Source organism: Burkholderia sp. AU32262 (assembly GCF_020419985.1).
GTDB lineage: Bacteria > Pseudomonadota > Gammaproteobacteria > Burkholderiales > Burkholderiaceae > Burkholderia > Burkholderia semiarida.
Genome location: NZ_JAIZRS010000008.1, coordinates 12,066 through 25,176, shown reverse-complemented (window position 1 = coordinate 25,176; position 13,111 = coordinate 12,066). Strand labels below are relative to the sequence as shown.

Sequence of the window (13,111 nt, the reverse complement as noted above, 5' to 3'; positions counted from 1 at the left end):
TCGACGGCTACGTCAACGACAACTGAAGCTCGCCGCCGAATTCACGTCGCCCGCGCCGTTGTAGCGCGCGACCTGCGGATACGGACACAGCGGCCGCGTGCGCCCCGCGCCCCACGATGCGGGCACCTCCGCGTTCGGCACCGCGTTCGTCGCGTCGCGCGCGGTCGCCACGATCGCCGCCGGCGCCTGCCCTTGCTCGACCCATGCGACGAGCGGGGTCAGCATGTCGAACTGGTCAGCCGCCGGCCCGCCCGAGCAGTGGTTCATCCCCGGCACCGGATAGAAGCGTGCAAAGCTCGACGCATCGCCGCCGTTCGCCTGCGCGACCTGTGCGTACCAGTCGCGCGTGTCGTTGAATGAGAACACCGGGTCGCCCGTGCCGTGATAGACGAGCAGCTTCGCGCCGCGCGCCTTCAGCGCGGCGAGGTTCGTCTCGTCGGGCGGCGTCATGAACGACCATGACGATTGCGTGTACGTGCCGTTCGTCGCGAAGATCGCCGGCGCGTCGTTGTCCATGTCGAAACCGAGCGCGAAGCCGGCGAGGTTCGCGAGCGTCGCGGCGGTTTTCGGCGGCGTCATGAACGTGAACGCCATCGCGGCCGGATCGAGCGCGATCGAATTCGACTGCTTCCACGCGGCCCAGCCGCTGCCGGCCACGCCCGGATCGTACGGAAAGCTCGCGTACAGCGCCGTGCCCGCGCTGTTGCGCGCGCCGGCGAACACGTTCGCCAGCGCGGTTTTCTGCGCGGGCGTCAGGCAGGCGCCCGTGCGCGTGCCGTTCGCGCAGGTCGGGATATCGGCATCGATGCTGAAGTGCGCCTGGCACGCGGCGACGTCCTGCACCATCCCGTCGGCCGCGCCGTCGAGCGCGTCGCATTTGTCGAGGATCTTCGCGCCGACGAACTGGCGCTCCGCATCGTTGAAACCGCTGCGGATATCCGGCAACCCGTTCGAGCCCGTCGCCGACGCGATCTTCGCGAACTGCTGCGCGCCGTACATCTCGCCGATCGCCGCCTTCGGCAGATGGAAGCCCGGGTCGCCCGCGATGATGCCGTCGTAGTCGGCCGGGTTGCGCACCGCCGTGACCATCGCGTGGCGGCCGCCGTTCGAGCAACCGCCGAAATAGCTGCGATCGGGCGCCTTGCCGTACGCGAGCCGGATCACCTGCTTCGCCATCGGCGTGAGCGCATCGACGGCGCCGTAGCCGTAGTCGATCCGCGCCTGCGGATCGAGGCCGAACAGCGGATTCTGCGCGGCGCTGTGCCCGGAATCCGAGCTGATCACCGCGAAGCCCTGATTCAGCGCGTGGGTCAGCGGGCCGCCGCCGATTGCGCCGGTCGCGGTCACGACGTTGCCGTCGAGCCCGCCGTTCGCCTGGTAGAAGAAGCGGCCGTTCCATGCTTTCGGCAAACGCATCTCGAAGCCGATCGCATAGGTGTTGCCGTCCACCGCGCTCACGCGCTGATTCATCTTGCCGGCGATCACGCAGTGCTCGGCGACCGGCTTGCCGGCCACCGTCAGCGCGCCGGCCGCCGCGGTCGTCACCGACGTGAACGACGTGTTCGCATACGCGAGCTTCGCGGCCAGCGCGTCGCACGTTTGCGTCATCGCGGCCGGCGTCGCGGCGCTCAGGTGCGTGGGCGCGGCGCCGATCGAATCGTCGCCGCCGCACCCGGCGAGCATCGCGGCGGCGGACAGCGGCGCAATACAGAGGAATGCAGATTTCGTGTTCAAGATAACTCCCGTTCGGTTCGTCACGCCGGTGAATCAGAACATGTGCCGCACGCCGACCATCGCGCCGAGCTGCCCCATCCCCGCGCCGGGCGTCGTGCCGGGCCCGCCGCCGCTGACCGCGTAGCGCGCATGCGCGCTGTTCCACAGATACGACGACTGCGCGTAGACGGCCGTGCGCTTGGTGAACAGATAAGTCGCGCGCAGCGTGGCCATCGTCGCGCGCGTGTCGTGCGCGGTGTTGACGATCCGGTAGCCTTCGCCGTCGACGATGAAATCGGGCTTCACCGCATACGACGCGCCGACGAAGAACAGATCCGAATGCGCGCCGGGCGCGACCGGCGAACCGGTCGACACGCGCCGCCCGATCCAGCCCGCGCCGATCTTCGCGCCGGCCGCCTGCGCATACGCGCTCACGTGCGTGCGCGCATCCTTGCCGCCGCTGCTCGTGAACGGGACGGGCGCCACGCCGTCGAAGAAGTTGGCGGCCGCGCCGGTGCCGCCGCGCTGTTCCTCGTACGATGCCGCCGCGCCGAAATACGCGCTGTCGTACTTGAGCATCACCGACCAGTTGCGGCACTGCACCGCGTCGCCGGGCACCTGCCCCGCGCACGTGCCCTGCCCCGGCGAATTGCCGGTGCCCGCGCCGTCGCGTCCGAACGAATACGCGGCGCCGAGCGTCACGCCGCGATACGTGCCGACGTAGGTCACCGCGTTGTCGGCGCGGCCGTTCGGCACGTATGCGTCGAACGAGCCGAGCCCGTAGATGTCGGGGCCGATGATGTCCGCACCCTGCAGCGCGAGATAGGTCATCGTGTACTGGCGGCCGAACGCGAGCGTGCCGAAGCCGCTCTTCAGCCCGACGAACGCCTGCCGCCCGAACAGCCGGCCGCCCTGCCCGAGATCGCCGCCGCGCACGTTGAAGCCGCTTTCGAGCGTGAACACCGCCTGGTAGCCGCCGCCGAGATCCTCGGTGCCGCGCAGCCCCCAGCGCGACGGCAGTTCGCCCGTCACACCCGGCATCCGCACCACGTGATCGCCGGCCGCGTTCGCGTGCGACACGAACTCGACGCCCGTGTCGATGATCCCGTACAGCGTCACGCTCGACTGGGCGTGCGCGCCGGTCGCGGCCAGCGCGCATGCGCCGGCTGCCAGCAAGGCTTTGGTGTGCTTCATGATGAATGTCTCCAGACCTGTGTCGATATCGCGCTCTGTCGGCGCTGGTGGGTTGAAAGCAACGGAATTCAGTCGTGTGCCTGCGGCCGCCGGATCAGCACCAGCGCGGCGACGGCGGCGACCAGCGTGACGGGGATGCTCGCGCCGATCACGACGGGCGCGCTGCGGCCCGCGGCCAGCAGCGTCGCGGCCGCGAGCGGCCCGACGACGGAGCCGAGCCGGCCGACGGCGACCGCGGAGCCGACGCCGGTGCCGCGCATCGCGGTCGGGTAGTACATCGCCGCAAGCGCGTACAGCACCGACTGCCCGCCGACGACGAACATCCCGGCGGCGAACGCGGCCGCCGCGAGCGACGCGAAGCCGGGCGCGGCCGCGAGCGCGGCGAGCGACAGCACGATCCCGACGTACATGCCGCCGACCACGCGCGACGCGCGCATCCGGTCGAGCGCCGCGCCGATGCCGAGCGCGCCGAGCCCCGCGCCGACGTTGAACGCGATCTGCACGAGGCCGACGTGCGCGCGATCGAGCCCGCGCGCGGCCATCAGCGACGGCAGCCAGTTCAGCAGGAAGTACAGGACGATCAGCGTGCAGAAGTAGCTGACCCACAGCGCGACCGTCGACGTCGTGCGGCCGTCGCCGAACAGCGTGCGTGCGACGCTGATGCGCGCGGCCTGCGTGCCGGCGACGTCGAGATACGCGCGCGATTCCGGCAGGCACCACACGAGCAGCGGCACGAGCAGCAGCGGCCCCACACCGCCGACGTAGAAGATGTGCCGCCATTCGGTGTCGCCGGCGAGCAGCACGCCGATCAGCGATGCGATCACGCCGCCGAACGGAATCCCGCAGTACATCGTCGCGACCGCGCTGCTGCGCGAGCGCGGCTCGACCGCTTCGGACGACAATGCGATCAGGTTCGGCATCGCGCCGCCGAGGCCGATGCCGGTCAGCACGCGCACGACGACGAGCATCGCGAACGTCGAGACCTGCGCGGTCGCGATCGACAGCAGCCCGAACAGCACGACCGATGCGATCAGCACTCGCTTGCGGCCGATCCGGTCGGCGAGCCGCCCGCCGAGCATCGCGCCCGGCAGCAGCCCGAAGGTGCCCGCGCTGAACGCGATACCCATCTGCGACACGCTCAACCCGAATTCGCGCGCCATCCGCGGCGCGGCGACGCCGACCGACTGCAGGTCGAGCCCTTCGAGAAGGGCGATCGCGAAACACAGTGCGAGCGTGGTCGCGACCGTGGATTTTTCGGCAACGTAAGTGTTCATGTCTCCATTCCCATGTCTTTGTGGTCGGTCGGCCCTGTAACGGCCGCCGCGCGCCGCCGCCGGCCAGTGGCGGTTCGGCGCGCGAGGTGTCGTATGAACGGCCACCTTTATCAGGCAGCCTGATTCACTGGCCGCGAAAGTGCCTGCCGGTGTCGTGGCCGGCCGGTCGTTGTGCCTGCGTGCTGCTTACCGCTGTAACTGCTCGCGCGTGCTGCTTACGCGTAAATCACGTCGGGATCGCGCCGCGCCGGGTCGTACAGCGCGTCGATCGTCGCCGCGCGATGCTTCTGCACGGCCGCCTGGTTCAGCGATCCCTTGTCGGTCACTTCGCCGAGATCGAGCGACGGCGGCGTGTCGATCAACCGAATCCTCGCGACGAACGTCGAACCGCCGCTCGCGTTCCGGTTCAGCGCGGCCAGCCACGCCGCGAACGCCGCACGCACGGCCGGCGCGCGCAGCACGTCGGTCACGGACGCATCGGCGGCGAGCCCCGCCAGCGCGCGGCATGCATCGACGCGCGGAAACACCAGCAAGCCGATGTCGTCGCGATTGATTCCCGTCACGACCACGTCCTGCACGTACGGCGCGCCGCTCGACACCGCGTTCGCGCGCAACGGCCCGACGCTGACGAACGTGCCGCTGCTCAGCTTGAAATCCTCGGTCAGCCGCCCGTCGAACATCAGCCCGAGCTCCGGCCGCTCCGGATCGGCAAACACGCCCGCGTCGCCGCTGCGGTAGTAGCCCTCTTCGTCGAACACGTCGCGCGGATCGACATCGGCATGCCAGTAGCCGCGCATCACGTTCGGCCCCTTGAAGCGCAGTTCGTGCTTGCCGCCGCACGGCACGAGCTTCGCGTCGCAGCCGGGCGCGGGCAGCCCGATATAGCCCGCACGCATCAGCGGCCCGGTCGTGAACAGGCACGACGGCGACGCCTCCGTCATCCCGAGGCCGGCCATGATCCGGATGCGCTCGCCGCAATGCGCTTCGGTCACGCGGTCGAGCCGGTCCCACGCGGCCTGCGACAGCCCCGCGCCGCCGAAGAAATACAACTTCACGCGCGAGAAGAACGTGTCGCGCAGTTCGGCGTCGCGTTCGAGCGCGGCGGTCAGCTCCTCCCAGCCCTTCGGCACGTTGAAGTAGATCGTCGGCGCGATCTCGCGCAGGTTGCGCACGGTTTCGTCGAAGCGGCCGGGCATCGGGCGGCCATCGTCGATGTAGAGCGAGCCGCCGTTGTACAGCGCGATGCCGAGGTTGTGACTGCCGCCGAACGTGTGATTCCACGGCAGCCAGTCGACCAGCACCGGCGGCTCGCGCGTGAGCTCGGGCATCGTCTGGCGCAGCATCTGCTGGTTGCTGCACAGCATCCGGTGCGTGGTCGGCACGGCCTTCGGCAGCTTCGTCGAGCCGGACGTGAACAGGATCTTCGCGAGATGGTCGGGGCCGACCGCCTCGTGGATCGCGTCGATCGTGCGCGGGACGGTGGCGAGCAGGCGCGACAGCGGCACCGCGCGGGCCTTTCCGTCCGCATCGGCATCGGCATCGCGCGCGACGATCAGCACCGCATCGGCCGGCAACGTCGCGTCGAGCGCACGCGCGAACGGCGCGCGTTCGGCGACGAACACGGCGCCCGGCTTCAGCACGCCGAGCGTGTGACGCAGCTTGCCGTAATCGGTCGACACCAGCGAATACGCGGGCGAGATCGGCGAGTACGGCACGCCGGCCAGCATCGCCGCGAACATCAGTTGCAGATGCTCGAGATCGTTGCCGGACAGCACCGCGAGCGGACGCTCGGCCGACAACCCGAGATCGACGAGGCCCTGGCCGAGCGCGCGGGCGCGTTCGAGCATCCGCGCGTAGGTGATCTCGATCCAGTGCCCGTCGGCGCCGCGCCGCGCGGCCAGCACGCGGTCGGGATGCGCCTGCGCGCCGCGCACGAGGCAGTCGGTGATGCGCGTCGGGTAATCGCCGAGCGGCTCGCGCGAGCGCAGGTACCAGGTGCCGTCGTCGGCGCGGCGAATCTCGGCCGCGCCGACCGCGACGGCGGCCGCGCGATAGCGTACGCCGCCAGCGTGTTGGCCAGCCTGAAGCGGCGCCTTCTCTGCTTTCATCGTCGGCTCGCTCATATCGGATAGTGGCGCGGCGTGGTCTGCACGGTGATCCAGCGCAGCTCGGTGAATTCGGCGATCGACGCGCGGCTGCCGAAGCGGCCGTAGCCGCTCGCCTTCGTGCCGCCGAACGGCATCTGCGCCTCGTCGTGCACGGTCGGCCCGTTGACGTGGCAGATCCCCGATTCGATCCGGCGCGCGACCGCCATCGCGCGGGCGATATCGCGGCTGAACACGCTCGCCGACAAGCCGAACTCGCTGTCGTTCGCGAGCTCGACCGCTTCGTCGTCGCTGTCCGCGCGCAGGATCGCCACCACCGGCGCGAACGATTCCTCGCGATACAGGCGCATGTCGCGCGTGACGCCGTCGACGATCGCGGGCTGCATCGTCGCGCCTTCCACGCGGCAGCCGAGCGGCAATTGCGCGCCCAGTGCGCGCGCATCCTCGACCAGCGACGCCGCGCGCGCGGCGGCCGACGCATCGACCATCGTGCCGAGCGAATGGCCGGCCAGCGGATCGCCGGCAACCAGCGTGCGCGCCTTCGCGGCGAGCCGCTCGACGAGTGCATCGGCGATCGGCCGCGCGGCGATCACGCGCTCCGTCGACATGCAGATCTGCCCCTGGTTGAAGAATGCGCCGAATGCGATCGCGTCGACCGCCGCATCGAGATCGGCATCGTCGAGCACCAGTGCCGGCGCCTTGCCGCCGAGCTCGAGCAGCACCGGTTTCAGGTGCGCGGCCGCGTGGCGCGCGATGATCCGGCCGACGTGCGTCGATCCGGTGAAGTTGATCCGCTTCACATGCGGATGCGCGATCATCCGCTCGACGAGCTCGGGCGCGTCGGCCGCCGCGTGCGTGATCACGTTCACCACGCCCGCGCCGAGCCCCGCTTCGTCCAGCACCGCGCCGATCAGCGCGTGCACGCCCGGGCACGCCTCGGACGCCTTCAGCACGACCGTGTTGCCGCATGCGAGCGGCATCGCAAGCGCTCGCGTGCCGAGGATCACCGGCGCGTTCCACGGCGCGATGCCGAGCACCACGCCGCACGGCACGCGCATCGCGAGCGCGAGATTGCCCGGTACGTCGGACGGGATCACGTCGCCGGCGATCTGCGTCGTCATCGACGCGGCCTCGCGCAGCATGTTCGCCGCGAGCGTCACGTTGAAGCCGATCCAGCCGGGCGTCGCGCCGGTTTCGGCCACGCCCGCCGCGACGAACGCGTCGATGCGCGCGTCCATCAGGTCGGCCGCCTTCAGCAGCAGCCGGCGGCGCTCGGTCGGCGCGAGCGCCGCCCATGCGGGGAACGCGCGGTGCGCGGCGTCGATTGCCGCGTCGGCATCGGCCAGGCCGGCCGCCGGAGCGCGCGATGCGAGCGCGCCCGTCGCGGGGTTGAAGCGGTCGAAGGTGCGGCCGTCGCGAGCGTTGCACCACTCGCCGCCGATCAGCATCCGTCTGTCGGTCATGTCGTCTCCTGCCCTGCCTGTCTCTTGCGGTTACGTCCGCGGTTATATCGGCGGCTGCGTTCGCGCCGTATCAACGCTTGTATGCCTGCAGGCCCGGCTTGATCGTCTTGTCGTCGAGGAACTGCTTCAGCCCCTGTTCACGGCCGCGCTCCGGGTCGCGCAACTGCGCCTGGTCGAGCTTCGCATACAGGTAATCCTCGCACTGCTCCCACGTGAGCTCGCGCGAACGCTTGAAGCCGTGTTTCGCCGCGCGCAGCACGACCGGGTTCTTGTCCATCAGCCGCGCGGCGAGCGCGATCGTCGCGTCGCGCAGCCCGGCGAGCGGCACGCTGCTGTTCACGAGGCCCATCTCGGCCGCTTCCGCGCCGGTGAACGTGTCGCCGGTCATGATGTAGTGCAGCGCGCGGCGATGCCCGACGGTGTCCGCCATCGCCTTGCTGACGAGGTTGCCCGGCGGGATGCCCCAGTTGATCTCCGACAGCCCGAACACCGCTTCGTCGGCCGCGATCGCGAGATCGCACGCGACGAGCGGCGAGAATCCGCCGCCGAAACACCAGCCGTTCACCATCGCGATCGTCGGCTTGTTGTACATCCGGAGGCGGCGCCACTGCCATTCCGACGCGTCGCGGCGCACTTTTTCCTGCAGCGCGTCGGAGCCGCCGTCGATCTCGCGGAAGTATTCCTTCAGATCCATGCCGGCCGTCCACGCGGCGCCCGCGCCGGTCAGCACCAGCACCTTCGCTTCGTCGTCGAATTCGACCGCGTCGAGGACTTCCAGCATCTCCCGATTCAACGTCGGGCTCATGGCGTTGCGCTTCTCCGGGCGATTCAGCGTCACCCACGCGATGCCGGCCTCCACTTTCAGTTCAACGGTCTGCCAGCGGTTGTCGTACTTGCTCATGTCTGTTCCTGTCGTTCGTTCCTGTGCGATTCGGTGCGCAGCATTCCTGCTGCGGACGACTTCATTTAATATCAGGCTACCTGATATTGCAAGCGGCACGAGCGCCGGTGTAAACCCGGAGCGGAAAGCGGGAAAACGGAGGAATCGGGGGAATCGGGGGAATCGGGGGAATCGGGGAACGGTCAGCCGCCGGGAGGCGGGGCAGCGAAGCGGACGCGCGCCGCCCGGGCCGCGCGTCGTGAAGGATCGGAGCCGATCAGCCGCGCAGGTTGCGCGAGAACAGTTCGAGCGCGCGCTGCACGTGCGCGGCGTCGTCGGCCGAAATGTCGCCGAGCATGCGCATTTCGAGCGGGCGCAGCACGGCTTCGCATTCACGCAGCATCGCCGCGCCGGCGTCGGTCAGCTTCAGCAGGATGATGCGGCCGTGCGACGGGTCGGCTTCACGCGTGACGAAGCCGCGCGCGGCCATCACGCTCATCACCTCGTTCGCCGATTGCGGCGTGATCCACGAACGTTCGGCCAGTTGCGCGTTCGACGATGCGCCGCGCGCCTCGAGCACCGACAGCGCCGTGTATTGCGCGAGCGTGATGCCGAGCGGTGCGAGCGCGTCGGTCATGTGACGGCGCAGCAGCCGGTCGAGGCCGCCGATCACGTAGGTCAGGCGCTGCTGCACGCGCGGCTTCGGCTTGTCGCCCGGGGCGCGGGCGGCGTCGTTCTTCGCGGCGGCTTTTGCAGCGGTTTTCGGGTTCGCGGGCTTGGTCGGGGTGGAACTCATGGTGCGGGCGGGATGGAATTGCGGGCCATCTTACCAGCACGCGAAACGTCGCTCTGTCCGGTTGTATGCGACACGCGCCCGGTACGCGCGGTCAGCCGCGACGGTCAGCCGTCCGACGGGCGCGTGCCCGCAAACCGCGCCGTCGGCAGCCCCGCATAGCGCGTCTGCGCGACGAACACACCACCCGCGTGCGCATCGCCGGCCAGCGCGTCATCGCTCAGGTCAACACGCGCACTCGTCACATACAGCCTGCCTTCGCCATCGATCGCCACGCAGCTCGGCTGCGCGGTCGGCACCGCCACGCGGTCCGTCTCGACACCGTCGGCGCCATAACGCACCACCCTTCGCCCGCCCCACTGCGCATTCCAAAGCCCGCCGTCGCGATCGACGATCGACCCGTCCGGATCGCCATCGGCATCGGTCAGCCGCGCGAACGGTCTCACGTTCGCGACATCGCCGCCCGCCCGGTAATCGCACACGAAAATCTCGCGCACCAGCGAATCGCAGAAATACATCTTCGTGCCGTCCGGCGAGAACCCGATGCTGTTCGCGATCGCGGCCGGCGGCAGCGCAAGCCGCTCCAGCGTGAGATCGGCATCGAGCCGATAAAACCCGCCGACCGCGCGCGGCGGATCGCCCCCCTCATCCTTCATCCCGAACACGAACGCGCCGAACGGATCGCAGCGGCCGTCGTTCAGCCGCGTCGGCAGCTCGGGTTCGACGTCGACGATCCGCGTGAACGTGCCGCTGCGCAGATCGAAGAACGCAAGATGTGTCGCGAGCCCGACGAGCAGCACATCCGGATCGTCGGTCAGCGCGAAGCACGCGAGCCGTTCGGGCATCGCCCATTGCACGAGGTCCGAACCGTCCGCGCGGCAGCGCCACAGCTGCGCGCCTTCGATATCCACCCAGTACAGCGCGTGCGTCCTGTCGCACCACGTCGCGCCTTCGCCGAGCGTGTTGCGGCTGTCGGCCAGCAGCGTCGCCGACGCGGCCGGATGAGTCTGTTGCATGCCGTCTCCCGATAGTCGTCGCATTTGCAGGCGGCCGCACGTGGTCGACATCAGATCTTCATCGCGCGCCGCTGGTTGCGACGATACTGGTCGAACAGCACCGCGAGCAACAGAATTCCGCCGCGTATCAGATATTGGTAAAAGGTCGGCACGTTCAACAGGCTCATCGCGTCCTGCACCGAGCCCATGATCAGCACGCCGACCAGCACGCCGGAGATCGTCGCGACGCCGCCCGTCAGCGACACGCCGCCGAGCACGCACGCGGAGATCACGCCGAGCTCGAGGCCGACCGAGGTTTTCGGGTCGCCGAGGCTCATCCGCGACGCGAGCATCACGCCCGCGAAGCCGGTCACGAGCCCCTGCAGCACGAACACCGTGATCTTGATGCGCATCACCGGCAGCCCCGCGAGCAGCGCGGCCTCGCCGTTGCCGCCGACGGCCAGCACGTTCTTGCCGAACACCGTCTTGCGCAGCAGGAAGCCGAACACGACGAAGCCGACGATGTTGCTCCAGATCGGAAACGAGATGCCGAGGAACGACCCACCGCCGAGATCGAAGAAGCGCTCCTCGGAGATCATCACCGCGTCGCCGTTCGACGTGATGAATGCGAGGCCGCGCACGACTTCCATCATCGCGAGCGTGACGATCAGCGAGTTGATCCGCCAGCGCGCGATCAGCACGCCGTTCACGAGCCCGACCGCGCCGCCGGCGAGCACGCCGGCCGCGATGCCGAGCACGACGCTGTGCGTCGCGGTGATCAGCGTCGACGCGACGACGCCGGAAAACGCGACGATCGACGCGACCGACAGGTCGACCTCGCCTAACGCGAGCACGAACATCATCGTCACCGCGATCGAGCCGATCAGCGTGACCGACAGCAGCAGGCCCTGGATGTTGCGCGGCGTGAGAAAGTCCGGCACGGTCAGCGACAGCACCGCGAACAGCACGAGAAACACCATCACGATGCCGGAACGGTTGATCAGCTGCCACACGCCGCCGCGCGGACGCGCGGGCGTGGCCGCGGCGGCGGCATCCGGGGATGGGGAGGTACGTTGGGGTTGCATTGCCTGGCTCATATCAGTTGCTTTCCGGTTGACTGCTCGCCGCTAGCGCGGCAGCGCGAGCTTGATCAGCGCGTCGGGCGTCGCGTGCGCCTTGTCGACCTCGCCCGCGATCCGCCCTTCCTTCATCACGATGATGCGGTCCGACACGCCGATCACCTCGGCCAGATCGCTCGACACGAGGATCACCGTGCGGCCCGCTTCCGCGAGTTCGTAGAACAGGTTGTAGATTTCCGCGCGCGCGCCGACGTCGATGCCGCGCGTCGGCTCGTCCATCAGGAACACGTCGATGCGCTCGGCCAGCCAGCGCGCGATCACGACCTTCTGCTGGTTGCCGCCCGACAGCGCGCCGATCGGCGTGTCGCCGTCGCGGGTCTTGATCGCGAGGCGTTCGATGTATTTCTGCGCGAGCTCGCGTTCCCGCCGCCCGTCGAGCAGCACGCGCGCCGGGCTGAAATGGCGGCGCACGCTGATGTTCAGGTTGTCGGCCACCGACGCGATCGCGACGATGCCCTCTTGTTTCCGGTCTTCCGGGCACAGCGCGATGCCGGCGCGCACCGCGTCGCGCGGGCTGCCGAACGCGACCCGCTTGCCGTTCAGCTCGACGTGCCCCGCGCTCGGGCGCGCGGCGCCGTACAGCAGCTTCATCAGTTCCGAGCGGCCCGCGCCGACGAGCCCGAAGAAGCCGACGATCTCGCCGCGCCGCGCGGTGAACGACACGGGCTCGGCGAGCCCCGGCCCCGTCAACCCTTTCGCCTCGATCAGCACGTCGCCGGCCGTGCGCGGCCGGTAGCCGTACACGTCCTCGATCGAGCGGCCGACCATGCAGCCGATCAACCGGTCGCGGTCGAGATCGGCGACGGAATCGAACGTGTCGATGCGGCGGCCGTCGCGAAACACGGTCACGCGGTCGCACAGTTCGTACACTTCCTCCATCCGGTGCGTGACGTAGATGATCGCGCGGCCTTCCGCGCGCAGCGCGCGGATGATCCGGAACAGTTGCGTGGTCTCGCGCGCGGACAGCGAGCTCGTCGGCTCGTCGAACGCGATCACGCGTGCGTCGCGCATCAGCGCCTTGCCGATCTCGATCATCTGGCGCTGGCCGATCGACAGATACTTCACCGGAATACCCGGATCGATATGCTCGCCCAGCCGCTCCAGCGCATCGAGCGCGCGCGCGGCGAGCGCGCGCTCGTCGACCACGCCGGCCCGGCTCGGCAATTGTCCGAGCATCAGGTTCTCCGCGACCGTCAGTTCGGGAACCAGATGAAGCTCCTGGTAGATGATCGCGATGCCGGCCTCGAGCGCCGCGCGGGTCGACGCGAAGCGCTGCACCGTGCCGTTCAGCGTCAACGTGCCGGCCTGCGGCTGGTTCACGCCGGACAGCACCTTCAGCAGCGTCGATTTCCCCGCGCCGTTCTCGCCCATCAGCCCGTGCACTTCGCCCGCGCGCACCGACAGCGACACCGTGTCGAGCGCACGCACGCCCGGAAACGTCACGGTGATGCCGTCGAGCGCGAGCAGCGCGCCGCTCGGCGGCGTGCCCGCTTCGGCACCGTGGCCGGCGGACGCGGCCGTCATCGTCTGCATCGTCATCGCGTTCTCGCCTCGC

At 69.4% G+C, this 13,111-nt stretch carries 10 protein-coding genes; all 10 read right to left on the bottom strand.

The genetic code is table 11. The features are described from left to right. Positions 1-12: 12 nt before the first annotated feature. Positions 13-1,734: a tannase/feruloyl esterase family alpha/beta hydrolase gene (locus LGN10_RS11640; protein ID WP_226223423.1), complete on the bottom strand. Its 1,722-nt coding sequence runs from the start codon at positions 1,732-1,734 to the stop codon at positions 13-15. 33 nt (positions 1,735-1,767) lie between these two features. Next, on the bottom strand, positions 1,768-2,907 hold the full coding sequence (locus LGN10_RS11635) for a porin (protein ID WP_226223421.1): 1,140 nt from the start codon (positions 2,905-2,907) through the stop codon (positions 1,768-1,770). Positions 2,908-2,975: 68 nt separating this feature from the next. Continuing rightward, positions 2,976-4,181 (bottom strand): 3-(3-hydroxy-phenyl)propionate transporter MhpT, encoded by a 1,206-nt coding sequence (gene mhpT, locus LGN10_RS11630; RefSeq protein WP_124658170.1) that lies wholly within the window; start codon positions 4,179-4,181, stop codon positions 2,976-2,978. A gap of 215 nt (positions 4,182-4,396) precedes the next feature. Next, entirely contained in the window at positions 4,397-6,304 is a 1,908-nt protein-coding gene (locus LGN10_RS11625) for a feruloyl-CoA synthase (RefSeq protein WP_413227145.1), read from the bottom strand. Continuing rightward, positions 6,301-7,749 carry an aldehyde dehydrogenase gene (locus tag LGN10_RS11620; RefSeq protein WP_226223417.1) on the bottom strand — a complete coding sequence of 483 codons (1,449 nt, stop codon included), beginning with the start codon at positions 7,747-7,749 and terminating at the stop codon, positions 6,301-6,303. The genes LGN10_RS11625 and LGN10_RS11620 overlap by 4 nt, the downstream gene beginning before the upstream one ends. A 70-nt stretch (positions 7,750-7,819) precedes the next feature. Continuing rightward, positions 7,820-8,650, bottom strand: coding sequence for a p-hydroxycinnamoyl CoA hydratase/lyase (locus LGN10_RS11615; protein WP_059581593.1), 831 nt, complete (start codon positions 8,648-8,650; stop codon positions 7,820-7,822). A 256-nt stretch (positions 8,651-8,906) separates the two neighbouring features. Next, positions 8,907-9,425: a MarR family winged helix-turn-helix transcriptional regulator gene (locus tag LGN10_RS11610; RefSeq protein WP_059581591.1), complete on the bottom strand. Its 519-nt coding sequence runs from the start codon at positions 9,423-9,425 to the stop codon at positions 8,907-8,909. A 104-nt stretch (positions 9,426-9,529) separates the two neighbouring features. Then, on the bottom strand, positions 9,530-10,438 hold the full coding sequence (locus tag LGN10_RS11605; RefSeq protein WP_226223416.1) for an SMP-30/gluconolactonase/LRE family protein: 909 nt from the start codon (positions 10,436-10,438) through the stop codon (positions 9,530-9,532). 50 nt (positions 10,439-10,488) lie between these two features. Continuing rightward, positions 10,489-11,514, bottom strand: a complete 1,026-nt coding sequence (araH, locus tag LGN10_RS11600) for an L-arabinose ABC transporter permease AraH (protein ID WP_059581586.1) — start codon at positions 11,512-11,514, stop codon at positions 10,489-10,491. Positions 11,515-11,544: 30 nt separating this feature from the next. Next, complete coding sequence (araG, locus tag LGN10_RS11595; protein ID WP_059581583.1) at positions 11,545-13,095, bottom strand: L-arabinose ABC transporter ATP-binding protein AraG; 1,551 nt, start codon at positions 13,093-13,095, stop codon at positions 11,545-11,547. Between the last annotated feature and the right edge of the window lie 16 nt (positions 13,096-13,111).